The 23,688-nt window shown below is 62.1% G+C and carries 23 protein-coding genes and 1 tRNA gene; 17 read left to right on the plus strand and 7 right to left on the minus strand.

Annotated features, from left to right (window positions below; translation table 11 throughout):
• Positions 1-3 precede the first annotated feature (3 nt).
• Both V1277_RS28990 and V1277_RS28995 read left to right on the plus strand, forming a co-directional pair.
• The gene (locus V1277_RS28990; RefSeq protein WP_334419229.1) at positions 4-1,035 is read left to right on the plus strand and encodes an NAD(P)H-dependent flavin oxidoreductase; all 1,032 of its coding nucleotides are present in this window, start codon (positions 4-6) and stop codon (positions 1,033-1,035) included.
• Between the two features lie 122 nt (positions 1,036-1,157).
• Positions 1,158-2,234, plus strand: a complete 1,077-nt coding sequence (locus tag V1277_RS28995) for an NAD(P)H-dependent flavin oxidoreductase (RefSeq protein ID WP_334419230.1) — start codon at positions 1,158-1,160, stop codon at positions 2,232-2,234.
• A gap of 14 nt (positions 2,235-2,248) precedes the next feature.
• On the opposite strand, the gene V1277_RS29000 is transcribed toward V1277_RS28995, so the two are convergent.
• The gene (locus V1277_RS29000) at positions 2,249-2,413 is read right to left on the minus strand and encodes a hypothetical protein (RefSeq protein WP_334374928.1); all 165 of its coding nucleotides are present in this window, start codon (positions 2,411-2,413) and stop codon (positions 2,249-2,251) included.
• A gap of 377 nt (positions 2,414-2,790) precedes the next feature.
• Between V1277_RS29000 and gatC the strand changes: the two genes are divergently transcribed.
• The 6 genes from gatC to V1277_RS29030 all read left to right on the plus strand — a co-directional run bounded on the left by gatC (position 2,791) and on the right by V1277_RS29030 (position 8,338).
• Complete coding sequence (gene gatC / locus V1277_RS29005) at positions 2,791-3,078, plus strand: Asp-tRNA(Asn)/Glu-tRNA(Gln) amidotransferase subunit GatC (RefSeq protein ID WP_334419231.1); 288 nt, start codon at positions 2,791-2,793, stop codon at positions 3,076-3,078.
• Positions 3,079-3,108: 30 nt separating this feature from the next.
• Positions 3,109-3,324: a hypothetical protein gene (locus V1277_RS29010; protein WP_334419232.1), complete on the plus strand. Its 216-nt coding sequence runs from the start codon at positions 3,109-3,111 to the stop codon at positions 3,322-3,324.
• Positions 3,321-4,796, plus strand: a complete 1,476-nt coding sequence (gene gatA, locus V1277_RS29015) for an Asp-tRNA(Asn)/Glu-tRNA(Gln) amidotransferase subunit GatA (RefSeq protein WP_334419233.1) — start codon at positions 3,321-3,323, stop codon at positions 4,794-4,796. The genes V1277_RS29010 and gatA overlap by 4 nt, the downstream gene beginning before the upstream one ends.
• A 2-nt stretch (positions 4,797-4,798) precedes the next feature.
• A complete protein-coding gene (locus V1277_RS29020; protein WP_334374932.1) occupies positions 4,799-5,092 on the plus strand; it encodes a hypothetical protein in 294 nt (97 codons plus the stop codon).
• Positions 5,089-6,573, plus strand: coding sequence for an Asp-tRNA(Asn)/Glu-tRNA(Gln) amidotransferase subunit GatB (gene gatB, locus V1277_RS29025; protein ID WP_334419234.1), 1,485 nt, complete (start codon positions 5,089-5,091; stop codon positions 6,571-6,573). Before V1277_RS29020 ends, gatB begins: the two co-directional genes overlap by 4 nt.
• A gap of 1,498 nt (positions 6,574-8,071) precedes the next feature.
• Positions 8,072-8,338 carry a hypothetical protein gene (locus V1277_RS29030; RefSeq protein WP_065747015.1) on the plus strand — a complete coding sequence of 89 codons (267 nt, stop codon included), beginning with the start codon at positions 8,072-8,074 and terminating at the stop codon, positions 8,336-8,338.
• 12 nt (positions 8,339-8,350) lie between these two features.
• On the opposite strand, the gene V1277_RS29035 is transcribed toward V1277_RS29030, so the two are convergent.
• The 3 genes from V1277_RS29035 to V1277_RS29045 all read right to left on the minus strand — a co-directional run bounded on the left by V1277_RS29035 (position 8,351) and on the right by V1277_RS29045 (position 9,769).
• Complete coding sequence (locus V1277_RS29035) at positions 8,351-9,313, minus strand: DUF1186 domain-containing protein (RefSeq protein ID WP_334419235.1); 963 nt, start codon at positions 9,311-9,313, stop codon at positions 8,351-8,353.
• A 166-nt stretch (positions 9,314-9,479) separates the two neighbouring features.
• Entirely contained in the window at positions 9,480-9,608 is a 129-nt protein-coding gene (locus V1277_RS29040) for a GIY-YIG nuclease family protein (RefSeq protein ID WP_334419236.1), read from the minus strand.
• A gap of 67 nt (positions 9,609-9,675) precedes the next feature.
• Positions 9,676-9,769, minus strand: a tRNA-Ser gene (locus V1277_RS29045).
• Positions 9,770-10,636: 867 nt separating this feature from the next.
• On the opposite strand from V1277_RS29045, the gene V1277_RS29050 reads away from it, so the two are divergent.
• Positions 10,637-12,175 (plus strand): porin, encoded by a 1,539-nt coding sequence (locus V1277_RS29050; protein ID WP_334419237.1) that lies wholly within the window; start codon positions 10,637-10,639, stop codon positions 12,173-12,175.
• 158 nt (positions 12,176-12,333) lie between these two features.
• Here the strand turns inward: V1277_RS29050 and V1277_RS29055 are convergent, their stop codons facing one another.
• Positions 12,334-14,562 (minus strand): lytic transglycosylase domain-containing protein, encoded by a 2,229-nt coding sequence (locus V1277_RS29055; RefSeq protein WP_442894534.1) that lies wholly within the window; start codon positions 14,560-14,562, stop codon positions 12,334-12,336.
• Positions 14,563-14,848: 286 nt separating this feature from the next.
• Here V1277_RS29055 and dapA point away from each other — a divergent pair, with 286 nt between their 5' ends.
• From dapA to V1277_RS29075, 4 genes are all read left to right on the plus strand, one after another.
• Complete coding sequence (gene dapA, locus V1277_RS29060; RefSeq protein WP_334419238.1) at positions 14,849-15,739, plus strand: 4-hydroxy-tetrahydrodipicolinate synthase; 891 nt, start codon at positions 14,849-14,851, stop codon at positions 15,737-15,739.
• Positions 15,740-15,781: 42 nt separating this feature from the next.
• Positions 15,782-16,195, plus strand: coding sequence for a large conductance mechanosensitive channel protein MscL (gene mscL / locus V1277_RS29065; protein ID WP_334419239.1), 414 nt, complete (start codon positions 15,782-15,784; stop codon positions 16,193-16,195).
• A gap of 1 nt (position 16,196) precedes the next feature.
• On the plus strand, positions 16,197-16,670 hold the full coding sequence (gene smpB, locus V1277_RS29070) for an SsrA-binding protein SmpB (protein WP_057845702.1): 474 nt from the start codon (positions 16,197-16,199) through the stop codon (positions 16,668-16,670).
• Between the two features lie 116 nt (positions 16,671-16,786).
• Complete coding sequence (locus tag V1277_RS29075) at positions 16,787-17,362, plus strand: peroxiredoxin (protein ID WP_334419240.1); 576 nt, start codon at positions 16,787-16,789, stop codon at positions 17,360-17,362.
• 126 nt (positions 17,363-17,488) lie between these two features.
• Here V1277_RS29075 and V1277_RS29080 read toward each other — a convergent pair whose 3' ends face one another.
• Positions 17,489-18,142: a uracil-DNA glycosylase gene (locus tag V1277_RS29080; protein ID WP_334419241.1), complete on the minus strand. Its 654-nt coding sequence runs from the start codon at positions 18,140-18,142 to the stop codon at positions 17,489-17,491.
• 145 nt (positions 18,143-18,287) lie between these two features.
• Positions 18,288-18,917 carry a LabA-like NYN domain-containing protein gene (locus V1277_RS29085; protein WP_028345653.1) on the minus strand — a complete coding sequence of 210 codons (630 nt, stop codon included), beginning with the start codon at positions 18,915-18,917 and terminating at the stop codon, positions 18,288-18,290.
• A 354-nt stretch (positions 18,918-19,271) separates the two neighbouring features.
• Here V1277_RS29085 and rpoZ point away from each other — a divergent pair, with 354 nt between their 5' ends.
• From rpoZ to acpS, 4 genes are all read left to right on the plus strand, one after another.
• On the plus strand, positions 19,272-19,664 hold the full coding sequence (rpoZ, locus tag V1277_RS29090) for a DNA-directed RNA polymerase subunit omega (RefSeq protein WP_024512695.1): 393 nt from the start codon (positions 19,272-19,274) through the stop codon (positions 19,662-19,664).
• A 291-nt stretch (positions 19,665-19,955) separates the two neighbouring features.
• Positions 19,956-22,247 (plus strand): RelA/SpoT family protein, encoded by a 2,292-nt coding sequence (locus tag V1277_RS29095; protein WP_334374943.1) that lies wholly within the window; start codon positions 19,956-19,958, stop codon positions 22,245-22,247.
• Between the two features lie 157 nt (positions 22,248-22,404).
• A complete protein-coding gene (locus V1277_RS29100; RefSeq protein WP_334419242.1) occupies positions 22,405-23,169 on the plus strand; it encodes a pyridoxine 5'-phosphate synthase in 765 nt (254 codons plus the stop codon).
• Positions 23,166-23,585 (plus strand): holo-ACP synthase, encoded by a 420-nt coding sequence (gene acpS / locus V1277_RS29105; protein ID WP_334419243.1) that lies wholly within the window; start codon positions 23,166-23,168, stop codon positions 23,583-23,585. Before V1277_RS29100 ends, acpS begins: the two co-directional genes overlap by 4 nt.
• The last annotated feature ends 103 nt before the right edge of the window (positions 23,586-23,688 follow it).

Here is a 23,688-nt window from a genome sequence, read left to right on the forward strand (position 1 = left end):
GACATGCCGATCTCCACGCCGTTGACCGCCCGTCTGGGCATCCAGCATCCGATCCTGTCGGCGCCGATGGATGTGATTGCGGGCGCGCGTCTCACTTCCGCGGTCAGTGCTGCCGGAGGGTTCGGCATCCTCGGCGGCGGCTATGGCGACCGGGCGTGGCTCGAGCAGGAGACGGCCAAGCTTGCCGATCTATCCGATCCCTTCGGCATCGGCTTCATCACCTGGAGCCTTGCCAAGCAGCCGGCGCTACTGGATGTCGCGCTTGAAGCCGGTCCACGCGCCATCATGCTCTCGTTCGGTGATCCCACACCTTTCGCACCGCGTGTCAAATCATCGGGCGCGTTGTTGATCTGCCAGGTTCAGGACGAGGACATGGCGCGACAGGCGCTGGATGCAGGCGCCGACATTTTGATCGCGCAGGGAACGGAAGCCGGCGGCCACGGCGCCTCGCGCAGCACGATCGACATCGTGCCGGCGATTGTTGATCTGGCGGCCGGCCGGGTGCCAGTCGCAGCAGCAGGCGGGATAGGCGACGGTCGCGGGCTTGCGGCGATGATGATGCTGGGCGCTTCCGGCGTGCTGCTCGGCACCCGCTTTTATGCCAGCCAGGAATGCGACGGAGCGGACGAAGCCAAGCGGCGCATCTGTGCCGCAACCAGCGGCAACAGCGTCCGCGGCATCATTTTCGATCTCTCGCGCAACAATGTCTGGCCGGCGCCGTTTACCGGCCGCTGCCTGATCAACGATCATGCGCGGCGCTGGATGGGACGCGAGGTCGAACTGATGCAGAACCTCAAAGGGGTCGCTGCCGAATATGCGGCGGCGAGAGCGGCGGGCAATTTCGATATCGCTGCCGTCATCGCGGGCGAAGCCGTCGGGCTGATTCATGATATCCCGCCGGCCGGCGAGATCGTTGACAGGATCGTTACCGAGGCAGAGCAGATATTGGGCGGATGGCGGAATTCCGTCGCCGGTGTTTCCTTCCCTTCTCCCCTTGTGGGAGAAGGTGGCGCGGACATAGTCCGCGCCGGATGAGGGGTCTGTCTCCGCGGATACAAACCCCTCACCCATCTCGAATGAGCTTCGCTCATTCGATCCACCCTCTCCCACAAGGGGAGAGGGGGCAGCAGCCGAGCATCTAACAAGCGAGCAGAGCCATGTGGCCAGACCGCCGGATCATCGACCTCTTCAAGACCGAATTTCCGATCGTGCTGGCGCCGATGGCCGGCGTCGTGGACGCCGAGCTGGTGATCGCGGCGGCGCAGGGCGGGGCGCTCGGCTCGCTGCCCTGCGCGATGATCTCGGCCGAGAAAGCGCGTGAGCAGGTCAACATCATCCGCCAGCGCGTCACCGCGCCGGTCAACATGAACTTCTTTTGTCACAAGGCGGTCGATGCCGATCCCGCACGCGAGGCCGGCTGGAAGGCGCGGCTGGCGACTTACTACAAGGAATTGGGTATCGATCCCGCCACGCCCATCAACGCCGCCAACCGCGCACCGTTCGATGAAGCCATGTGTGCGGTTGTGGAAGAACTGAAGCCGGAAATCGTCAGCTTCCACTTCGGCCTGCCGGATCCGGTGCTGGTCAAGCGCGTCAAGGCGGCGGGCTGCCTCTTGATGTCCTCGGCAACCATCGTGAAGGAAGCGATCTGGCTGGAGGAGAACGGCGCCGACATCATCATCGCGCAAGGCGCGGAAGCCGGCGGCCATCGCGGCATGTTCCTGACCGACAATATCGCCCAGCAGCCCGGCACGTTTGCGCTGGTGCCGCAAGTGGTCGACGCAGTGAAAGTGCCTGTTATCGCGGCCGGCGGCATCGCCGACGGGCGCGGCATTGCGGCGGCGTTCGCGCTCGGCGCATCCGGCGTGCAGATCGGCAGCGCCTATCTGCGCTGCCCGGAATCCAAGGTGATCGGACCAGCTCGCACGGCGCTGGCCCAGTCGCATGACGATTCCACCGTCATCACCAACGTCATGACCGGCCGTCCTGCGCGTGGCGTCGCCAACCGTGTCATGCGCGAGGTCGGACCGATCTCGCCGGACGCGCCCGCGTTTCCGCATGCCGCAACCGCACTCGGGCCACTGAAGGCGGCAGCCGAAAAACTCGGCAAGGTCGATTTCACCAATCTGTGGGCCGGGCAGGCGGTGCGGATGGGGCGCGAAATGCCGGCGGCGGAATTGACCCGTGCGCTCGCAGGTGCTGCGCTGGCGCGGTTCGGTGCGCTAAGCGGATAAGTCCTATTCGCCGCTCAGTGCGCTGGTTCGTCGCGCCTGACGTCCAGATGCTCCGCGGCCAGCGAACGGTAGTGCGCGGCCATCTCCTTGTAGTGCTGCCTGGAGATCGGGTCGGTCGCATTTTCGGCGCGGCGTTCGAACATTTCCGCCTTTTCCCGCAGGATTTTAGCCTGGGACATGGCTCTCCTCCCGTTTGGGTCAGGTTAAGCAGGCGAGGTAGACGATCGCGACGCCGAGAACGGTCCCGATGGACCAGAGGGCCGGATCCCAGCTTTCCGATCCGGCGCGGTCATTTTCGATGGTCGACATCACACGGCCTCCCGATGTTCCGGCCGCGACTTTGATCCCCCGACTGTTTCAGGACGACTACGTCAATCGATAAAAATGGTTGCGTCGGGGCGCTTTTGCGCAAGAAATCTGCGCTTCGCACACGAAATCTTGTCCGTCAGGGCAAGGGCAACCGAAAGGGCCTGCGGCCGCCTGTTCCCGCGGTTGCGGCGCAAAAGGGGCCTCTGCTATACGGCGGGTGCGAATTCCCCATTTGAGGCCTATATTTATGTCCGTTGATGCCGCCACCGTTCGCCGCATCGCGCATCTGGCGCGGATTGCGGTTACCGAGGCTGAGGTTCCCCATCTGCAGGGCGAGCTGAACACCATGCTGGCTTTCGTGGAGCAGCTTTCGGAAGTGAACATCGACGGCGTTGAGCCGATGACCTCGGTGACCCCGATGGAAATGAAGAAGCGGCAGGATGCGGTCAATGACGGCGAGATTCCCGACGACATCGTCGGGAATGCGCCGGAGACGCAAAACCATTTCTTCCTGGTGCCAAAGGTGGTCGAATAACATCTACTCTGTTTTGAGATCGGAAGTCCGATGTGTCTGCTCTGCGACGATGAAAAGGCCTATCAGGCCTACATGAACTATCTCGACGCGATGGAGCGGCAGGGCAAGGCCGCCGATCCCGACAAGGCGATGGATGCCGTGCTCGATCAGCTCGAGGCAGCCGACAAGGCGCGCACCCAGGAATCGAATAGTCCCGCCAACGACAAGACGCTTTCTCCGTTCTTCTGCAGCCCGATCAATAAATGACCGACCTGACATCTCTGACGATCGCGGAGGCCCGCGAGGGCCTCGCGAGCAAGTCTTTCACCTCGCTTGAACTGACGGACGCGCATCTCGCCGCGATCGAAGCGGCGCGTTCGCTCAATGCCTTCGTGCTGGAAACGCCGGACCAGGCGCGTGCCATGGCGCGTACGGTCGACGCGAAGATTGCCAAGGGCGAGGGCGGGCCGCTTGCCGGCATTCCGCTCGGCATCAAGGACCTGTTCGCAACGAAAGATGTGCGCACCACCGCGTGCTCGAAGATCCTCGGCAACTTCGTGCCGCCGTATGAATCGACCGTGACCTCGCAGCTATGGCGCGACGGCGCCGTGATGCTCGGCAAGCTCAACAATGACGAATTCGCGATGGGCTCGTCGAACGAGACCTCGTGTTTCGGTCCGGTGGTCAATCCGTGGCGGCGCGAGGGTTCCAACACCACGCTGGTGCCGGGCGGCTCGTCCGGCGGATCGGCATCCGCGGTGGCAGCGCTGCTCTGCATGGGTGCGACTGCGACCGACACCGGCGGTTCGATCCGCCAGCCCGCCGCCTTCACCGCAACCGTCGGCGTCAAGCCGACGTACGGCCGCTGCTCGCGTTGGGGCATCGTGGCGTTCGCGTCCTCGCTCGACCAGGCCGGTCCGATCGCGCGCACGGTGCGCGATTCCGCGATCCTGATGCGCTCGATGGCGGGCCACGACCCAAAGGACACGACCTCGGTCGACATCGGCGTGCCCGACTACGAAGCCGCCGTCGGCAAGTCCGTGAAGGGCATGAAGATCGGCATCCCGAAAGAATATCGCCTCGACGGCATGCCGGCGGAAATCGAAAAGCTCTGGAGCGAAGGCGCGGCATGGCTGAAAGCGGCCGGCGCCGAACTGGTCGAGGTGTCGCTGCCGCACACCAAATACGCGCTGCCGGCCTATTACATTGTGGCGCCGGCGGAAGCCTCGTCCAACCTCGCGCGTTACGATGGCGTGCGGTACGGCCTGCGCGTGCCGGGCCGCAGCATAGGCGAGTTGTACGAGAACACCCGCGCGGAAGGGTTTGGCGATGAAGTGCGCCGCCGCGTCATGATCGGCACTTATGTGCTCTCGGCCGGCTATTACGATGCCTATTATCTGCGCGCGCAAAAAGTACGCACCCTGATCAAGAAGGATTTTGAAGATTGCTTCGCCAAGGGCATCAGCGCGATCCTGACGCCGGCGACGCCCTCGGCCGCCTTCGGCGTCGGCGAAAAAGGCGGCGCCGATCCGGTCGAGATGTATCTCAACGACATCTTTACCGTGACGGTGAACATGGCGGGGCTCCCGGGCATCGCCGTGCCGGCCGGCAAGGATGCGCAGGGACTGCCGCTTGGCCTGCAGTTGATCGGCCGTCCGTTCGATGAGGAGACGCTGTTCTCGCTTGGCGAAGTCGTGGAGCAGGCGGCCGGCCGCTTCACGCCGCCGCGCTGGTGGTAGCGATGGCGGATTTCCGCGCCAGCCTGACGGATGCCGCGCCGGCACCGGGCCTGGAGCCGCCGCTGGCCGCGCTATGGTGGGCGGCCAAGGGCGATTGGGACCGGGCGCACAAGATCGTTCAGGACGAGAGCGATGCGAACGCCGCCTGGGTGCATGCCTATCTGCACCGGGTCGAAGGCGATCTCGGCAACGCCGGCTATTGGTATCGGCAGGCCGGCCAGCCGGTGGCAAAGGATTCTCTGGAAGCCGAATGGGAGCGGATCGTGTCCGCGCTGCTCGGAGGTGGAAAAGCATGACCGTGTCAGTCAAACCGGGAAAATTGATCAAGGGCCAGACCGGCGACTGGGAAGTCGTGATCGGGATGGAGGTGCACGCCCAGGTCACCTCGAAGTCAAAGCTGTTCTCCGGCGCCTCGACCGAATTCGGTGGCGAGCCGAACAGCCATGTGTCGCTGGTCGATGCCGCGATGCCAGGCATGCTGCCGGTCATCAACGAGGAATGCGTCAAGCAGGCTGTCCGAACCGGGCTCGGCCTCAATGCCCAGATCAACCTGCGCTCGGTGTTCGACCGCAAGAACTATTTTTATCCGGACTCGCCGCAGGGCTACCAGATCAGCCAGTACAAGTCGCCCGTGGTGGGCGAGGGCGAGATCGTGGTCGAACTCGACGGCGGCAGAACCGCCACCATCGGCATCGAGCGGCTGCATCTGGAGCAGGATGCCGCAAAGTTGCTGCACGACCAGTCGCCGACCATGTCCTGTGTCGACCTCAACCGCTGCGGCGTGGCGCTGATGGAGATCGTGTCGAAACCCGACATCCGCGACGCCGAGCAGGCCAAGGCCTATGTGACCAAGCTGCGCTCGATCCTGCGCTATCTCGGCACCTGCGACGGCGACATGGAGAAGGGCTCGTTGCGCGCCGATGTGAACGTTTCCGTACGCAAGCCCGGCGGGCCGCTCGGCACCCGCTGCGAAATCAAGAACATGAACTCGATCAACTTCATCGGCCAGGCGATCGAGTACGAGGCCCGGCGTCAGATCGAGATCATCGAGGATGGCGGCACGATCGACCAGGAGACGCGCCTGTTCGACCCCAACAAGGGCGAGACGCGATCGATGCGCTCCAAGGAAGAGGCGCACGACTATCGTTATTTCCCCGATCCCGACCTGCTGCCGCTCGAGTTCACGCAAAGCTATGTCGATGAGCTCAAGGCGAAGCTGCCGGAATTGCCGGACCAGAAGAAGGCGCGATTCATCGAGAGCCTCGGCCTGTCGCCCTATGATGCTGGCGTGCTGGTGGCCGAGCGCGAGAGCGCAGTCTTCTATGAGACCGTGCTGGATGGACTTGCGGACAAGGCGCGCGACGGCAAGCTCGCCGCCAATTGGGTGATCAACGAGCTGTTCGGACGCCTCAACAAGGAAGGCCATGGCATTACGGCTTCACCGGTATCGGCGGCGCAGTTGGCCGCGATCGTTGACCTGATCGGCGAGGGCACGATCTCCGGCAAGATCGCAAAGGACCTGTTCGAGATCGTCTGGCAGGAAGGCGGCGACCCGCGCGAGCTGGTCGAAGCGCGCGGCATGAAGCAGGTCACCGATCTCGGTGCGATCGAGAAGGTCGTCGATGACATCATCGCCGCCAATCCGGACAAGGTCGCGCAGGCGAAGGCCAAGCCGCAGCTCGCCGGCTGGTTCGTCGGCCAGGTGATGAAGCAGTCCGGCGGCAAGGCCAATCCGCAAGCAGTCAACGATCTCCTGAAGACGAAGCTCGGCATCTGAGGCGTCCCGTAACGGGACGACTCCGTCGTTGATTGATGTGCGCGAGCGTGTTTCGATCATCCATCGCGATCTGAAATTCACCCGCGCGCCCGATAGCGCAGTTGCGAATCGGTGTTCGCGATTCGCAAAAAAGTTCGGTTTTGGCGAGCGGCGATGAGACGCCAACGCTGTGTCCACGAAAATTTTTTTATTGCCAAAATTTGCGACTCAGAGTCCGCGCACACGACTTTCTCACGGTGTCAGTGAGTCGCGACGACATCGATGACGCATCGAACGTGGTTTGCGTGAATTCAAGAAAGTGCTGCGGCACAGGCGATTCTTGCAATCTTGACAAATGCCGATGTCGGTCGTTGCGGCACTTTTTGCATCGACGCGCGAGCATGTCGTCGCGTCGTCGACTGCAGCGCTGCGCGCGCTCTCACATTGCTGCGTCAACACTTCCTTAAGCGGGACGCTGTTTTTTTGAATGTGTTGGTGTATTCGGGATGTAGTGCATCTCGATTCCCGAGTGCACGCAGCGACTAACTAGCCATCTCACTACATTAGGAGGGCAACATGGCCAAGAAAGCTAAGAAGGCGAAGAAAGCGAAGAGCGCAGTGAAGAAGACTGCGAAGAAGACCCGCAAGGTCGCCAAGAAGAAGAAGTAAGTTCGCTTCTTTGAAAATTGCCGGCGGCTCGATGCCGGCACGTCACCCGAGCCCCAAGACGAAACGCTGAAGGCTCTGGTCGACGAAAGAGGGTGTCGGCGAGACATCAGGTCAAACGGCTGGATCGTATTTCGGAAGAGCTTGCTCTTTCAAACCGGTCCGGCAGAAGAAACAGGTTTTCTTCGTTCGGTGCGGGCATCCTTAACTGCCCGCAATTTCACCGGGGCCAAAAGCCCGGCTTGAAATCTGGTCCTGACGTGTTCGCCGACGCCCTCGTTCCCTCAGGGCGTACTCGTCCCCTGGGGCGTAACTCGCCCCCCGGGAACGCCCGCTTTTGCTGGAGCGCTCCGACGGCCCGCGCATCAGGCGTCCGGCACTGAAGTTTTCCAAATTCACTCCATCGTCCGCAGATGCCGACGGTTCGGTTCCGCCTGTCGCGCCGGTTCAGGCGCGTTTCGGTATCGGGCACGCCTTGAACCCCTGCATGGCGGCAGAGCTGCGCGACGCCGGGTCATCTGCTGGAACCGTCAACACTCCGATCGGGTGACGGGTGATGATGACGCCGACATTGGCCGCAATGGTTATCGTTCCGCGAAACCGCAGGGTAAACCGACTTTCACGATTGGCCACTTCTCCTTGTGCCGCAGATACTTCTGCGATTCCGTGTTCAACGGCGCCAAGTGCGCGTTTACACCCCGTTCATCGCGAACCTTAAACTGCTCTTCAAATTTGTTCGGCCATGATCATCCCAACAACAGACCGGAAAACGGCGTTGGGGATAACAGGCGTTTGACAGTGGACAGGGGCCGCGCTCGGGGGAGGGCGGCAACGATAAGAAGGGGAGCTACAGATGTTTCAGGGGCAGATCGATCTCGACACCGCAATTCCGGTGGAGGCGACCGCGATTCCGGACGTGCTGTTCGAGCGCGGCCTTTACTGGGCGAGCGGCCGGTCCGGCGTGGTCAATCTCGTCGCGGCCCACAAATGGTTCAATCTCGCCGCGCTGAAGGGACGCGCGGATGCAATCTCGATGCGCCGCGAGGTCGCCGCCATGATGTCGGATGCCGAAATCGCCACCGCGCAGCGCGAGGCGCGTGCGTGGATGACTGCGCATTGAAAGTCGCCGGCCTCATGCCGACGGCTCTCCGTTGGCAAGGCAGCATTTCTTCGCTTTCTTGCCGCTCCCGCAGGGACATGGATCGTTACGTCCGACGTGGCGCCAGGGATTTCTGACCGGCTCGTTCGGATACACCAAATCCGCCCAAGATGATGTCCCGCCGCCCTCTTCGAACACATCGCCTTCGGACTCGCGCGCCCAGTCCAACGATACCAGCACGTCCTCGATGTATCCCAGATTGACCTGCGTGAACCGGTCGATGTCATCGGGCGCGTGTTCGGCTGCGGCAAGGTCGTCGTCGAACTGAGCGCGATCGGTCCAGTCGTCAGGAATGAGGCCTTCGCGCCAGGCGTTGTCGACAAGCGGCACCAGATCGCGCAGGCCGAGCAGGGCGATGGCCTGCTGCCAGCCGGTCCAGGCCTGATCTCCGTCTTCTGCCAGCCGATCTTCATAGAACCGGACAAGAAATCGCTGCAGCCGATCGCGTTCGATGCGGCGCTCCCACGCCAGAAACGTCGCCGCGCCAAACAACGCTTCACGGACGAATCCGTCGATCGAGCTGTCGGCGATCAAGGCCAACAGCGCGTCAGTGTCGCCATCGAATACGCCAACGACGATTTTTGCCATGGTCTCGGTAACGGCGTCGCCGAGCAGGAAATCGAGCTCTTCATAGGGACGGCGCAGCAGACGCAGTAGCGGCTGGCAAGATTCGCGGTCACGAGCTCCGCCCAGGATATGAAGCCCGCGGAACAACAGCAGGCTTTCATCGTCCGTCCAGCCCTCGTCATCCGCTGCGTTCACGAGGATGGCGCGCAATTTCGGCGCGGATTCTTCGATTCTCGCCGTACAAACTGCGATGGCGAAATCAGGAAGCTCCGATTCGGTCGCGATGGCGTGAAGGTAATCTTCGATCGGACCGAGATCAGGCGTGTTCTCACCGTCGCCGAGGATCGCTTCGCGTTCTTCTTTCTTCATGCCAGGCCTCTTGCACGGACGATGCTGATGCTTCGCGATCAGAGCCGCTAGTTGGAAGTCGCCAAGAAGCGCTTCCTTGCAAAGGCCTTTCCAGAACCCGATTTGAAATACCGTTCAAGGCTGCGAGCCGTTGCTTCATCGCCCACCGCGACATAGGAGCGAAGAATCAACGGCAAATAACTACTGGTCGAAATGACATGCCCTTGCTGATGGATGCTACTCTACGTCGAAGATCGTCCGTCGAGCCGACGTAGATGTCGCCGTTGCTCAGTTCAAGGAAGTAGACGTACCACATGTGGCAACAGTCTCCCTGCGCTCCTACGGAGCTTCGGGAGACACCCCGAAGCCCGCCAGGCGTAGGGTGGCGGAGCCGGAGGGATTCGAACCCTCGATAGGGCTTTACAACCCTATAACGGTTTAGCAAACCGCCGCCTTCAGCCACTCGGCCACAGCTCCATGAGGGCGGATATGCCCGACGCGAGGGCGAGCCGCAAGCGGCAGATTCAGGTTACGCCGGGGCTATTTGGTGGCGGTGCCGCCGCAGGCGTTCCTGCCGTGTCGATCCCGTATCTCGCGGGGCAGGCCACACCGCTTCTTTTCAAGGCTTCGCATTCGGTTCGGCGTCGGGATGCGGCCGACTAGGTGGCTCGGGAAGCAGGCGCTTCAAATCCAGATATAAAGGCGTCACCTTCGCTCGAAGCGAAATGCATTTCGGTCCCGGTGCTTTTTGGCGGTTCCTGCGAGTGGGTTCCCTGGGAACCGGCGGCCGAAACTGGCCTGACGGCGGGGGCCGCCGACTCTAGTCTTATATTACTTGTCGTGACTCGCGCCCAAACCGGCTGCCGGCGTCGCCTTTTCCTGTGTGTTTGTTCGATGCGGATTCGGCGAATCCCATCATTCGATTCGACGCGATGAGATCGCTCGAAGGGGAGAGCGGCTTGCTGCGCCGCCCACGCAACAATTCACGTGTCAAATAGAACTAATCAAAAATATCTATTAGAAACAATGGCTTGCAGAGAAACCTCGATCACAAACGCGTGTTATTTGTGCAACACCCTTCGGAAAAGGGGCGAAGTCGGGCCATTCGAAGCGGTTCCTTTGTTGCGTGTGCAGAAGTCCTCGGTAATTGTGATCGGGCGACGGAGGGGGGCATCCCGAGGTCGTCCCGTTTTAGGTGGTTCGCTTAAGTCCCTCGCGTTCATGCGGGAGTGTCCGAAGGCGCGAAGCGACTAAGCGGGTTTCAGGGGACAAGGGAACCAACCTTAGGGTGTTTCACCCAGCGGATCCGGAACCTTCCCTACAGAGCAACTTGGAGGTTTACACATGAAGATGGTTAAGAGCCTTATTCTCGGCTCAGCGGCGGGTCTGATCGCCATGAGCGGAGCTCAGGCGGCCGATCTTCCCGTCAAGGCCAAAGCGGTCGAGTACGTGAGGATCTGCTCCCTGTATGGCGCGGGTTTCTGGTATATCCCGGGCACCGACACCTGCATCAAGCTGGGTGGTTATCTGCGCGTCGACACCACGTTCAACGGCACCACCTACGGTGGACCGGCCTGGTCGGGTGATCTGGGCCAAGGCAATCGCTACCGCGATTACTTCGTCTCCCGCTCGCGTATGGCGCTGACGGTTGATACCCGCACCGCCACCGAATATGGCGTTGTCCGCACCTTCGGTCAGGGCGACTTCCAGTTCGACAACTTCAACAACGGTTCCCGTCAACCGGGGCTCCCGTTCAACTCGACCCAGCTTTCTGCCCCTGGCGGCGGCTATGTCGCGGTTGAAATGGTGTTCATCCAGTTCGCTGGTTTCACCTTCGGTAAGTCGGCTTCGGCCTACGCGACGCCCTGGAACGGCTATCCGGGCAACAACAACTCGTTCTTGATGGGCGGTCCGGACTACGTCACCGGCGTCAATAACATCCAGTACCAGGCTCAGTTCGGCAACGGCGTGTCGGCCAGCATCGGCCTCGATGATCCGACCGTGTTCAGCCGCACCTCGGTGCTGAACCTCAGCACCGGCCCGGGCTTCGCCACGGCCGGCTCCAACGCCTACGGCGGAACATGGGTTCCCGACATCGTCGGCAACATCCGTGTCGACCAAGCCTGGGGTCTGTTCCAGATTGCAGGTATGGCGCACTATGTGAACGCTTCCTACAACATCCTCGGCCCCGGCGGCGTTCCGAACGCTCTGTCGGAAATCTCCGGTCACCCGGAGAGCAAGTGGGGCGGTGCTGTGACGGCAGCGTTGCAGATCAAGAACCTGCCGACCGGTGCCGGCGACGACATCAAGATCGACGCGACGTACTCCCATGGCGCCACCAAGGCCGTGGTCTCCACCAGCGGCACCTCGCCGAGCTTCGTGATGTTCAGCGATACCAGCCGTGCGGGCGCCTACCAGAGCGTCGGCTTCGGTCAGACGACTGACGGTGTGTACCTGCCTGGCTTCACCGACGGCATCAAGTTGGTGGACGCCTGGGGTATCCGTGGTGCGTTCAACCACAACTGGGATCCCTACTGGTCGACCAGCCTCTGGGGCAGCTACGGTTCGGTCCGTTACGGCGGCAACGCCTTGGACATCACCTCGGCGAAGGGCGCCTGGTGCGCCGTCTATGTCACTGGCAAGGCCGTGTCTGGAGACTTCTCCTGCAACCCGGACTTCAACTTTGCCCAGGTTGGTGTGATCACCCGCTGGACTCCCGTCAAGAACCTGACGTTCTCGGCTGAAGTCGGCGCGTTCTTCCTCGACCAGAAGATGACCGGTGCTGCTACCTTGGCCGCCACGGCTCCCAAGCCGACCACCGTCTACGAGTTCAAGGACCAGAGCACTGTGTTCCTGAACGTTCGCGTTCAGCGCAACTTCTGATCCCGAAAGACTTGAAACACTAGGAGAACCCCCGGCAGGCAACTGCCGGGGGTTTTTCATTGTGTGTTGGCGAATGGCGAATAGGGAGTGGCGAATAGGGAAGATTGGCAGAGTGAGGTCAACTCGCCATTCGCTATTCGCCACTCGCTCGAAGGCTGCTATTCGACGCTGGCGCCGCGATGCAGGTCGGCTTCAATTTGAAGCTTGGTCCCGCCGCCGAACCGCGCGCGATAGACCTGCAAGTTCTCCATAATCCGCTGCACGTAGTTCCGCGTCTCGGAGAAGGGGATCTGCTCGACCCAATCGACCGCGTCGACCTTGGGATCGCGAGGATCACCGTATCGCTCGATCCATTTCTTCACACTGCCGCGACCCGCATTGTAGCCCGCGAAAGTCAGAATGTAGGAGCCGCGATAGTCCTCGAGCAGCCCGCCGAGCTCGGCCGCGCCGAGCATGGCGTTGTAGACGGAGTCCGTCTTCATCCGCTGAAGGTCGAAGCTGACGCCGGCCCGCTTGCAGACATAGCGACCGGCGTCCGGCGTCACCTGCATCAACCCGTAGGCCTGGGCCGGTGAGACCACGGCCGGATTGAAGGCGCTTTCCTGCCGCGCGATCGAATAGACGACGCTGGGCTCGACCTCGGGGCCGATCTGCTTGAACGACGGGATGCCGGTGACGGGATAGGCGTAGACGTCGAACGGCAGGCCGCGATTGAGCGCGGCCTTGCCGAGCAGCAGCATGCCACGGGCGTCGCGGTAGCGCGAGGTGAGCTCGCCAAGACCCACCAGGGCTTCGGGATCGCCGTTCTCGCCCATGTCGGCGAAAATCGGGATCGCGAGTTCGCGCTCTTCGAGTTCATACAGCAACTGCACCGCGCGAACGATCTCGAATCGCTCGACGCCACGACCGCGGGAGCTCGGGACGCCATTCAACTGAAGCTGCGGCAGGCCAAGCTTGGCGCGGGCGAGCTGACCATAATAGCTGGTTGATTGTTCGGCCGCGCGCCCATAGGCCGCGCGGGCCTCTTGCGCGCGGCCCGCCGCTTCCGCGGCGCGGCCTTGCCAATAGCCGGCGCGCGCCAAAGCAGTCGGATTCGCGCTGCCGACGCCGATGCGCGCGAAGTGCTGGGCTGCGACCGCAGGATCTTTCAGGAACCGCAGCGCAATCCAGCCAGCGGTGAATTCCTGCTCGGTCTTGTAGATGTCACGCGTCGGCAGCGCCGCATCCCGAGCGATGAGATACGCGGTGCGATGCTCGCCGACATCAAGCATCTTGCGCGCCAACAAGCGCCGCTCGATCCACCATTCGTTGAGATTGTGCAGGCGGTTTGGGTCTTTCGGCGCGCTCAGCATGAGCTGTGCGGCCTCATTGAACTTCTCTTCGCGGCGAAGTAGCTGGATTTTCGCGAAGATGTAGCCGGTTTCGCCGTGCAATTCGCGCGGCACCGCCTCAAGCAGCGCCCTGAGGTTGGAAGACTTTTTGTTGGCCGCGATCCGCGCTTTCGCGAGCGCCACATGGCCTGAGCCGAGCCGTTTCGCGGCGCGCATGCCGCCGGCTTCCTGCTCAGTACCGTAAAGCAGCGACTCCATCCGTGCCTTGTGGTCGCCCGCCGTCAGCAGCGCGCCGAACATGTCGAGCGCGGCGTTCTCGGTGTCTTCCGACATGCCGTCGTGACGCCAAGCCTCGCGGACCAGCCGTTCAGCATTGGTGCGATCGCCGCGTGCGAGCATCGCCTTCGCCAACGCGAACTTGCCCTTGCCCGAGATCGGCGATCCGTTTTCGAACCACGACCAGACGGTCGAATCGTCGCGGCGGTCGTCCCACAGCGCGGCCTCGATGCGCCGGCGCATGAAAGTCTGCGACGGCCAACTCGGATTGGCTGAAACAAACGCACGGTAGCGCTCGACCGAGGCGTTGTTGTTATCGCTGCGCAGGATCAGCCATTCCGCGAGCTTGCGGGCGACAGGGTCCGAGATCGCGGCTTGCACCTGCGTTGCATCGCCGGGCTTCTGCTTGCGCACCAATTCGATGATGTTCTCCAGCGCGTCCTTGTCGGCCTGAGACGTCGAGGAGGTCGCGGCCACTGCGGCTGGGGCGTGTCTGCGCGGAGGCGGCGCGACAGCATGCTGGCGGGTCGCAGGCGCCAGAACAGGCGGCGGCGGGGCCGGCGCTGCATGCGCCGGCTCAGTCGGTGCAGCCGGGGTGCCGGTATTCGCTGTCGGTGCGGACTTGGGAACGACGTTGCGGGCAATCGGTCGCGGCTTCGGCAGGGGAACTTTTGACTTGGCCCAGCTTTCCAGAGGGAAGGAGGTCAGTCCGACCGCCAGCGCCAGGCTTGTGGCCAGTGCGGTCGATCGCAATGCGGCGGCGCGGGCGGAAGGGATCACGGCTTTCCTCTGCGGCGGCGAATCATTCAATCGCTCCAGCCTTAGGTTTTGATTGAATATGTGGACAAAATGCTAAAAACGTCGCGCTGGACCTGTTTGCGCCATCACCGCGGCAAAATCGCGGCTATCGGCGTTCGAGGAAGGCAGATATTGGCCCGCGGCAGGAAAGAGCGTCGGAACAAGGCGCTAGCGCCTTATGCACGGCCCTTTCGCCTGGTCGCCAGACCCGATATGAATTGAAATCCAGTTTCGGTCGGGCCGTTTCTTAAGCGTTTGGAGGAAGTCCATGGCAGCCAAGACAAAATTCCGGGGGTCGTTTACCGCCTTGGTCACGCCATTCAAGAACGGCTCGGTCGACGAGGCCGCTTTCCGCGGCTTGGTGAACTGGCAGATCGCCGAAGGCACCCACGGCCTGGTCCCGGTGGGCACGACCGGTGAAAGCCCGACGCTGAGCCATGACGAGCACAAGCGCGTGGTCGAATGGTGTATCGACGAGGCCAAGGGCAAGGTGCCGGTGATTGCCGGCGCGGGTTCCAACTCGACCAAGGAAGCGGTCGAGCTTGCCGAGCATGCGGAAAAGGCGGGAGCAGATGCGGTGCTGGTGGTGACGCCGTACTACAACAAGCCCACCCAGGAAGGCATGTACCAGCACTTCAAGGCGATCAACGATGCCATCGGCATTCCGATCATCATCTACAACATTCCCGGCCGTTCCGTGATCGACATGTCGGTCGAGACCATGACGCGGCTGTTCGCGCTGAAGAACATCGCCGGCGTCAAGGATGCGACCGCAAGCATGGTGCGGGTATCGCAGCAGCGCGCGGCGATGGGCGAGGACTTCAACCAATTGTCGGGCGAGGACGCCACCATCCTCGGCTACATGGCGCATGGCGGCCATGGCTGCATCTCGGTCACGTCCAACGTCGCGCCGCGGCTGTGCTCGGAATTCCACGCGGCATGGCAGAAGGGCGATCACGCCACCGCGCTCAAGCTGCACGACAAGCTGATGCCGCTGCACAACAACCTCTTCATCGAAAGCAATCCGGCGCCGGTGAAATACGCGCTCTCGCTGCTCGGCAAGATCGACGAGAAGCTGCGGCTGCCGATGGTGCCGGTCACCGAGCCGACGCGCATCGCCGTGCGCAGCGCAATGGTCCATGCCGGCCTGATCAACTAGGTCGGTTCCGCTTCGCCTGAAGAACGAAGAGGGGAATTCAACGTGCTGAAGGAATTCCGCGAATTCGCGATGAAGGGTAACGTCGTCGACCTAGCGGTTGGCGTGATCATCGGTGCGGCCTTCGGCGCCATCGTGACCTCGCTGGTCGGTGACGTCATCATGCCCGTGATCGGCGCGATCACCGGTGGTCTCGATTTCTCCAACTATTTCACGCCATTGTCGCAGGCGGTAAACGCCAGCAACCTGGCGGACGCCAAAAAGCAAGGCGCCGTACTGGCTTGGGGCAATTTCCTTACTCTGACGCTGAACTTCCTCATCGTCGCCTTTGTGCTGTTCGTCGTCATTCGCGCGATGAACAAGCTGAAGCGCAAGGACGAAGCTGCGCCCGCGCCGCCGAAGCTGACCCGACAGGAAGAACTGCTGATCGAGATCCGCGATCTCCTCAAGAAGGGCTAACGTGGCTGATAAGAACGAACGCCCGATCAAGGTCGTCGCCGAAAACCGTAAGGCCCGATTCAACTACGCGATCGAGGACACGGTCGAGGCCGGCATCGCGCTGACCGGCACCGAAGTAAAGTCGATCCGTAATGGCAAGACCACCATTGCGGAGTCCTATGCGGATTCCAAGGATGGCGAGATCTGGCTTATCAACGCCAATATTCCGGAATATCTGCAGGCCAACCGCTTCAACCACGAGCCGAAACGGCCGCGCAAATTGCTGCTGCACCGAAAGCAGATCAACAAGCTGATGGGCGCGGTCGATCGCGAAGGCATGACGCTGATTCCGCTAAAACTCTATTTCAACGAGCGCGGCCGCGCCAAGCTGTTGCTGGCGATCGCCAAGGGCAAGAAACTGCACGACAAGCGCGAGAGCGAAAAGAAGCGCGACTGGGGCCGGGAAAAAGGCCGCCTGATGCGGGCGAGAGGATGATGGTTTGTAGGATGGGTAGAGCGCAGCGAAACCCATCACAGCGCTCGTTGATTGGAGCTCTATGTTGATGGGTATCGCTTCGCTCAACCCATCCTACGAGGGAAGTGGAGCCTGAAATGAACCAGAAAAACCTGCATGAAGTCGACTGGAGCAAGATCCCTCCGCCGGTCGATGACGGCGCGGCGGCGCATCTCGTCGGCATGGCGATTCCGCCGGTCACGCTGCTGGCCACCGATGATAGTTCGGTGACGCTCTCGGCGCTTCCTGGCCGCACCGTGGTGTTCGCCTATCCCCGCACCGGGTCGCCGGGCAAGATCAGCCTGGTCGACGACTGGGACATGATCCCTGGCGCGCGCGGCTGCACGCCGCAAACCTGCTCGTTCCGCGATCTATTTGCGGAGTTGAAAGCGGCCGGCACCAGGCAGGTGTTTGGCCTATCGACCCAGGATAACGTCTACCAGACCGAGATGGCGTCACGGCTGCATTTGCCGTTTCCGGTTCTGTCGGATGAAAAGCTCAAGCTCACCCGCGCCCTGAATTTGCCGACGATGGAGGTGGCGGGACTGACGTTGATCAAGCGGCTGGCGCTGATCGTCGACGACGGGCGCATTGCCCACGTGTTCTATCCAGTTTTCCCGCCCGACCGTAACGCCGCCGACGTACTGGCATGGCTGAGGGAAAATCCGGTCTGACGTTTCACCGCCACGACCTCGCTGGGCCGAGACTTCCAGTTCTGTAGGGTGGCAAAGCGAAGCGTGCCCACCTCCAGGCCACCGGCGATAATGGTGGGCACGCTGCGCTTTGCCCACCCTACAAAATCACGACTCCAAATCCTTCCGCACTTTTGCAAATACCTCGCGAAACATCTCCGGTGTCAGCACCCGCGTGTTGGTGTTGTAGCGCGAGCAGTGATAGCTGTCGTAGAGCTTGATATTGCCCGCCTTGTGCACAGCGCCGTGCGCAAAGGGGGCGGCGCCATTGCGCAGGCTGAGCGCCTTCAGGGTCGAGTCATGTGCAATGCGGCCGAGCAGCACGATCGCGCGCAGTTTGGGCATGGTCGCAATTGTCGTCGCCAGAAATTGCCGGCAGGTGCCGATCTCGACCGGCAGCGGCTTGTTTTGCGGCGGCACGCAGCGCACCGCGTTGCTGATCCGGCAGTCGACGAGCTTCAGTCCGTCGTCCGGTCGCGCCTGGTAGACGCCCTTCGCAAAGCCGTATTCCAGCAAGGTCGCATACAGCAGATCGCCGGCGTAGTCGCCGGTGAACGGGCGTCCGGTCCGGTTGGCTCCCTGCAGGCCCGGCGCCAGCCCGACAATCAACAGTTGTGCGGAGGCATCGCCGAACGAAGCGACCGGCGAGTTGTGCCAGCCCGGCTCGCGGGCACGTGCCTGCGCGCGGAATTCGGCGAGCCTCGGGCAGAGCGGGCAGTTGCGGTCGGGTTCGGCAGCAGCCGGGGCGGGGAGATTAGCCATCAGTCCAATGCGTTTTCGAGCGAAATTCAGTCACGGACCTGATGCTGCGTCGATACCGGTTCGCGCCAGATGCGCGCGCCAAAACAAAAAGCCTCGGTTCTGTTTTCAATCAGAACCGAGGCTCTAGCAGTGTACTGGCTCATGCTCAATCGTCGAAATCGTCGTCGCCGGCCCGTGGCGCCACGGTGGTCGCGCGCTGCAGGAATTGCGGCGAATGGTGACGCGGCTCGCGAGGGGCAGGACGCTCGGAGGGATCGCGGCCCAGCTTTGATTGCAACTCGACAAGATCAGTGAAGACGTCGGCCTGGCGGCGCAGTTCGTCGGCGATCATCGGCGGCTGACTTGAAATGGTCGAAACGACCGTGACGCGAACGCCGCGACGCTGCACCGCTTCCACCAGTGAGCGGAAATCGCCGTCGCCCGAAAACAACACGATCTGATCGACATGCTCGGCGAGTTCCATGGCATCGACGGCGAGTTCGATATCCATGTTGCCTTTCACCTTGCGGCGGCCGGATGCGTCGATGAATTCCTTCGTTGCCTTGGTGACGACGGTGTAGCCGTTGTAGTCGAGCCAGTCGATCAATGGACGGATCGAGGAGTATTCCTGATCCTCGATGATTGCCGTGTAGTAAAACGCACGCAACAGCGTTCCTCGGCTCTGAAATTCCTTGAGAAGGCGCTTGTAATCGATGTCGAAGCCGAGCGTCTTGGCCGTTGCGTAGAGGTTGGCGCCATCGATAAAGAGCGCAATCTTGTTGGAAGCTGGTGACATCAAATGGTTCTCACGTTGTTGTTAGCTTTTCTAGCGCAGCGGCTAACGGCCGCGCGCACTTTCCGGTTCTGTTGCCTAAAGTTCGGTGAATCGTGCCCCACGACAGTCACCACTGCAATTATGGTGAGGCGAGGGCGAAAAACCTATACTTTTGACATGCAATGAAGAGATTTACTTGTCCTGCACGGCAACCCTACCGCGTCTGGACGCTCCGGCCATTCCGGCCCCAAGAGTTGGCGTACCAGAGCCCATTGGGAAGGCAAATCACAAATTTGGTCTTGCGAAACGCCCCCTGCCACTATAACTAGCGCCCATAACCGACATATTTGGCCCCATTTAACGGAGCGACAGTCTATGGCGCGCGTCACCGTGGAAGATTGCATTGACAAGGTCGACAACCGGTTCGACCTGGTGTTGCTGGCGGCACATCGCGCCCGTATGATCTCGTCCGGATCGCAACTGACGGTTGATCGCGACAACGATAAGAATCCGGTCGTTTCGCTACGGGAAATCGCCGATTCCACTATTTCCCCGGAAGACCTCCGCGAGGAACTGGTTCATTCCCTGCAGAAATTCGTTGAGGTCGACGAGCCTGAGCCCGATACCGTGCCTTTGATCGGCTCGGCCGGCGCCAGCGTCGATGCCGACGACACCGAGGTAGCGGTCGAGCGCATGACCGAGGAAGAACTCCTCAAGGGGCTGGAAGGCCTGGCGCCGCCGGAAGAGCAGCCCGAAGAGGACGAGTAATCCGGAACCTTCCGGTCCGTCCCGAACTCCCGATCTGCCAAAGGCCCGGACGTCAGTCCGGGCCTTTGCTTTTGTTGACATTTTTGCGGTTACAATGCGTCCTTGGCCGGCGCGGCCGAAAACGGCTGACTCGCCGGGCCGACAGGCCATCGGGTTGGGCGTTGGATGGCCGCAGGCCCAAGCGAAATTGAACCGTATCGCGACCAGCGCGGCGTGCATCGCCGTTCGAAAACGCATTAGATACTAAACGGCGGGACCCGTCCGGGTCTGGTGGAAGAAGGTAGTGATGTGATGGCGTATTGGCGCCGCAGCTCCCGGCAAATGCAGGCCGCGACCGGCCGGGTCGCGGTTGCGCCGGGGTCGCCCGTGGCAGAGAAGCCGAAATCGCCGCGCTCGCGCATGATGCGGCAATACGATCTGGTCGAGCGCGTCCGCACGTACAATCCGGATACCAACGAAGACCTGCTCAATCGCGCCTATGTCTACGCCATGAAGGCGCATGGCACGCAGACGCGCGCGTCTGGCGATCCCTATTTCTCGCATCCGCTCGAGGTCGCGGCGATCCTGACCAACCTCAAGCTCGACGACGCCACCATCGTCGCCGCACTGCTGCACGACACCATCGAGGATACCGAGGCGACGCGCGCCGAGATCGACAATATCTTCGGCCACGAGATCGGCGCGCTGGTCGAAGGGCTTACCAAGCTGAAGCGGCTGGAGCTGGTCTCGCGCGAAGCCAAACAGGCCGAGAACCTGCGCAAGCTCTTGCTGGCGATCGCCGACGACGTCCGCGTGCTCCTGATCAAGCTGGCCGATCGCCTGCACAACATGCGCACGCTGGAATTCGTGCCGCATGCCTCGCGCCGCCGCATTGCCGAGGAGACGCTGGACATCTATGCGCCGCTCGCCGGCCGCATGGGCATGCAGGAGATGCGCGAGGAGCTCGAGGATCTCTCGTTCCATACGCTCGATCCCGAAGCCTATGCGGTGGTGATGCAGCGGCTGGATGCGCTGGCCGATCGAAACCGCAACCTGATCGGCGAGATCGAAAGCCAGCTCTCCAAGAACCTGCAAAAGAACGGCATCACCGCGCGAGTCTATGGCCGCCGCAAGCAGCCGTTTTCGATCTGGACCAAGATGGAGCGCAAGTCCGTCGGCTTCGAGCAATTGTCTGATATCTTCGGCTTCCGCATCGTGATGCAGGATGTCGAATCCTGCTACCGCGCGCTTGGCGTGGTGCACACTACCTGGCCGGTGGTGCCGGGACGCTTCAAGGACTACATCTCGACGCCGAAGCAGAACGACTACCGTTCGCTCCACACCACCGTGATCGGTCCCGGCAACCAGCGTGTCGAGCTGCAGATCCGCACCGAGGAAATGAACCAGATCGCCGAATTCGGCATTGCCGCACATGCCTTCTACAAGGAGGGCATGGGCTCGCCGACCGAGCGGCTGGAGCATGAATCCAACGCCTTTGCCTGGCTGCGTCACACCGTCGGCATCCTCTCCGAAAGCGCCAATCCGGAAGAGTTCCTGGAGCACACCAAGCTCGAATTGTTCCACGACCAGGTGTTCTGCTTCACTCCCAAGGGCAAATTGATTGCGCTGCCGCGGCAGGCCAATGTGATCGACTTCGCCTATGCGGTGCATACCGATGTCGGCAACTCGGCGGTCGGCTGCAAGATCAACGGCAAGTTCGCGCCGCTGTCGTCCGAATTGCAAAATGGCGACGAGGTCGAGGTGTTGACCTCGCAGGCGCAGTCGGCGCCGCCCTCGGCGTGGGAATCGCTTGCGGTCACCGGCAAGGCCCGCGCCGCGATCCGCCGCGCCACGCGTACCGCGGTGCGCGATCAATATGCGGGACTTGGCCGCCGCATCGTCGACCGCCTGTTTGCCCGCGCCAAGATCGAATACGCCGACGACAAGCTGAAGGGTGCATTGCCGCGCCTGGCGCGCGCCTCGATCGAGGACGTGATGGCCTCCGTCGGACGTGGCGAGCTGAAGGCCTCCGACGTCGCCCGCGCGATGTACCCGGACTACAAGGAAGAGCGGTTGGTGAAGTACGGGGCCAAGAAGAGCCTCGCGGTGAAATTGAAGCTGAAGTCGCCGCCGCATCCGGCGCGCAGCACCTCCGTGATCCCGGTGCGCGGCATCAATTCGGATTTGCCGGTGAAATTTGCGCCGAACGGCGGCGCGGTTCCGGGCGACCGCATCGTCGGCATCGTCACGCCGGGCGAGGGGATCACGATCTATCCGATCCAGTCGCCGGCGCTGAAGGATTTCGAGGAGGAGCCGGAACGCTGGCTCGACGTGCGCTGGGATATCGATGAAGCCATGCCGCAGCGTTTCCCGGCGCGGATCCTGGTCCACAACGTCAACGAGCCCGGCAGCCTCGCCCAGGTCGCCACCGTGATCGCCGAGCACGACGGCAATATCGACAATATCAGCATGTCGCGCCGCTCGCCGGATTTCACCGAGCTGACCATCGATCTCGAGGTCTATGACCTCAAGCATCTCAGTGCAATTATCGCTCAATTGCGTGCCAAGGCCGTCGTCGCCAAGGTCGAGCGCGTCAATGGGTAGGCGATATCGTCATTGCCGGGCAAAAGCGCGAAGCGCGTCTCTTGCACTAAGCGACCCGGCAATCCATCCTTCTAAAGTAGATGGATGCGCGGGTCACGCCCGCGCATGACGTTCTGTGCTATCGAAGTCGCCCGTAAGCTTGCCTGTGAGTCCGGTCATGCCCCTTCCCCCGCTCCGCCTCGGCGTCAATGTCGACCACGTCGCCACCTTGCGTAACGCGCGGCGCGGCGAGCGGCCGGATCCGGTGCGCGCCGCGCTGCTGGCGATCGAGGCAGGCGCCGATGGCATCACCGCGCATCTGCGAGAGGACCGCCGCCACATCCGCGACAGCGACATGGCCCGGCTGAAGGCCGAAATATCAAAACCGCTGAATTTCGAGATGGCGGCAACGGAAGACATGCTGCGGATCTCGCTAGCGACAAAACCCCACGCCGTATGCCTGGTGCCGGAGCGCCGCGAAGAACTCACCACCGAGGGTGGATTGGACGTCGTCGGCCAGCACAATGCGCTGGCTCCGTTCATCGCGCGGCTCAACGATGCCGGCATCCGGGTGTCGTTGTTCATCTCAGCCGACCCGCCGCAGATCGAGATGGCGGCAAAGTTGCGCGCGCCCGTGATCGAGATCCACACCGGCGGCTGGTGCGACGCCGTGGTCGACGGCCACGCTGACAAGGCCGAGGCGGAATGGCGGCGAATCGTCGAGGGCGCCACCTTGGCGCGGGCGGCGGGGCTGGAGGTCCATGCCGGCCACGGCCTCGACTACCAGACCGCCGAGACGATTTCAGCGCTGCCCGAGATTGCCGAGCTCAACATCGGCTATTTCATGATGGGGGAGGCCCTGTTCGTCGGCCTTGGCGAGACCGTGCGGCAGATGCGCTCCGCAATGGACCGCGGCCGCCAGAAAGTCGCGGCCCGGCCATGATCATCGGCATCGGTTCCGACCTGGTCGACATCACACGGGTTGCCAAGGTGATCGAGCGCCATGGCGACCGCTTCCTCGACCGCATCTTCACCGACATCGAGCGCGCCAAGGCGGCGCGCCGCGCCAACAGCGAAAAAATGGTGGTCGCGACCTATGCCAAGCGGTTTGCGGCCAAGGAGGCCTGTTCCAAGGCGCTCGGCACCGGCATCCGGCGCGGCGTCTGGTGGCGGGACATGGGGGTGGTGAACATGCCGGGGGGACGGCCGACCATGAAACTCACCGGCGGCGCGCTGGCCCGGCTCGAAGCGCTGACGCCGGAGGGCTTCGAGGCGCGAATCGATCTGTCGATCACCGACGACTGGCCGCTGGCGCAGGCCTTCGTCATAATTTCGGCGGTCGCACCCGGCAAATCATGAGCCGCGCAGGCGTTGGCGCCGGAAAAATGAGGCAAAACTAAAAATCATTGAGATATCAATGGATTATGAAGTTTTGACGAGGCGCTTGATTGCGCGCCCACGA

This window comes from Bradyrhizobium sp. AZCC 1588, from assembly GCF_036924735.1.
Taxonomy (GTDB): Bacteria; Pseudomonadota; Alphaproteobacteria; order Rhizobiales; family Xanthobacteraceae; genus Bradyrhizobium.

Bases quoted from the DNA above. Each gene is read 5' to 3' on its own strand.
- rpoZ (WP_024512695.1), top strand. From the start codon at position 19,272: ATGGCGCGCGTCACCGTGGAAGATTGCATTGACAAGGTCGACAACCGG.
- acpS (WP_334419243.1), top strand. From the start codon at position 23,166: ATGATCATCGGCATCGGTTCCGACCTGGTCGACATCACACGGGTTGCC.
- V1277_RS29080 (WP_334419241.1), bottom strand. From the start codon at position 18,142: ATGGCTAATCTCCCCGCCCCGGCTGCTGCCGAACCCGACCGCAACTGC.
- dapA (WP_334419238.1), top strand. From the start codon at position 14,849: ATGGCAGCCAAGACAAAATTCCGGGGGTCGTTTACCGCCTTGGTCACG.
- gatB (WP_334419234.1), top strand. From the start codon at position 5,089: ATGACCGTGTCAGTCAAACCGGGAAAATTGATCAAGGGCCAGACCGGC.
- V1277_RS29035 (WP_334419235.1), bottom strand. From the start codon at position 9,313: ATGAAGAAAGAAGAACGCGAAGCGATCCTCGGCGACGGTGAGAACACG.
- V1277_RS29030 (WP_065747015.1), top strand. From the start codon at position 8,072: ATGTTTCAGGGGCAGATCGATCTCGACACCGCAATTCCGGTGGAGGCG.
- V1277_RS29075 (WP_334419240.1), top strand. From the start codon at position 16,787: ATGAACCAGAAAAACCTGCATGAAGTCGACTGGAGCAAGATCCCTCCG.
- V1277_RS29020 (WP_334374932.1), top strand. From the start codon at position 4,799: ATGGCGGATTTCCGCGCCAGCCTGACGGATGCCGCGCCGGCACCGGGC.
- V1277_RS29040 (WP_334419236.1), bottom strand. From the start codon at position 9,608: ATGTGGTACGTCTACTTCCTTGAACTGAGCAACGGCGACATCTACGTC.
- V1277_RS29095 (WP_334374943.1), top strand. From the start codon at position 19,956: ATGGCGTATTGGCGCCGCAGCTCCCGGCAAATGCAGGCCGCGACCGGC.
- V1277_RS29050 (WP_334419237.1), top strand. From the start codon at position 10,637: ATGAAGATGGTTAAGAGCCTTATTCTCGGCTCAGCGGCGGGTCTGATC.
- V1277_RS29100 (WP_334419242.1), top strand. From the start codon at position 22,405: ATGCCCCTTCCCCCGCTCCGCCTCGGCGTCAATGTCGACCACGTCGCC.
- gatA (WP_334419233.1), top strand. From the start codon at position 3,321: ATGACCGACCTGACATCTCTGACGATCGCGGAGGCCCGCGAGGGCCTC.
- gatC (WP_334419231.1), top strand. From the start codon at position 2,791: ATGTCCGTTGATGCCGCCACCGTTCGCCGCATCGCGCATCTGGCGCGG.
- V1277_RS28990 (WP_334419229.1), top strand. From the start codon at position 4: ATGCCGATCTCCACGCCGTTGACCGCCCGTCTGGGCATCCAGCATCCG.
- V1277_RS29010 (WP_334419232.1), top strand. From the start codon at position 3,109: ATGTGTCTGCTCTGCGACGATGAAAAGGCCTATCAGGCCTACATGAAC.
- V1277_RS29085 (WP_028345653.1), bottom strand. From the start codon at position 18,917: ATGTCACCAGCTTCCAACAAGATTGCGCTCTTTATCGATGGCGCCAAC.
- V1277_RS28995 (WP_334419230.1), top strand. From the start codon at position 1,158: ATGTGGCCAGACCGCCGGATCATCGACCTCTTCAAGACCGAATTTCCG.
- V1277_RS29000 (WP_334374928.1), bottom strand. From the start codon at position 2,413: ATGTCCCAGGCTAAAATCCTGCGGGAAAAGGCGGAAATGTTCGAACGC.